We start from the raw sequence: 905 nt of genomic DNA, 5'->3' as shown, positions 1-905 counted from the left end.
ATGAAATACAAGGAGCTAGTATAAGTGGATGTTTAAATCCTCCAGTAGCTGGAGGACCTTGTACTAAAGTTGCTTTGGTATTTCCTTATACTTATTCAAAGCATAAAATCAATAATAAATATTCCGTTTATCAAATGGGCTTAATAGGAGTAAGTAATAAAGGCTATCCTGTACTTTCTATACCTAAAGGCAATAAGATTAAATTTGCTTTAGCTAAAATACAAGCTAGTCCTCTTGCTAAGATTAAGTATGATAGGATAAGATGGCAAGGGATAGGAGATAAATTAGGAGCGGCACAAAAAAGCAAAGAAAAAGCAAAAATGCTTTTATATTTGGAAAATGAAAATAAAAAAGGTAAGGTAAGTGATAAAGAAGTTCATCTTTATAAACATAATGGAATATGGTCTAAAGATACTCCAAAACCTAGAAGTTCAGATTATATTCTTGAAGATGGGGAGATTGATTGGCCTAATAAATATGGTTATAAAATTCCACCCAAACCAAGAGAAATCACTCTAAAAAAAGGGATGAAACTGGACAGATATGGAGATAATTCAGGTAGCTTTGTTTGTCCTTTTAAAGAGAAAAAAGGAGCAATACCTTATGAAAAAAGATCATTGCCTTATGAAGATAATGAAGCCATGCAAAAAACCTATAAAAGATATGAAGTAACAGAAGATATTAATATGGAAAGTATTGAAAGAAAGGTTAGAATGAGTGGGAATGAAGAATTAAAAAAAGATATTAAAACATTAAAAGAAAAAAACAAATTCCATTCTCCGAAGATAGGTAAAATATCTCCATGCTTTGAACAAGAAGGTGGAGGAACACAAATTAAACTTCCTATTTCCATAGAAAACTTAATGCAATTAGGTTTTATCAAACAAATATAATAATAAAGGATA

Annotated in this window: 1 protein-coding gene; it reads left to right on the top strand. The window is 30.2% G+C overall.

Annotation, left to right across the window (positions count from 1 at the left end):
• Nucleotides 1-893, top strand: an 893-nt coding sequence (locus AJN69_RS06220; RefSeq protein WP_070290225.1) for a TNT domain-containing protein, incomplete at its 5' end; no start/stop codon positions are given.
• Nucleotides 894-905 lie beyond the last annotated feature (12 nt).

This window comes from Campylobacter sp. BCW_4338 (assembly GCF_001763255.1).
GTDB lineage: Bacteria > Campylobacterota > Campylobacteria > Campylobacterales > Campylobacteraceae > Campylobacter_D > Campylobacter_D jejuni.
Note: the sequence above shows the minus strand (reverse complement) of the source record. Positions and strands in the feature narration are given on the sequence as shown.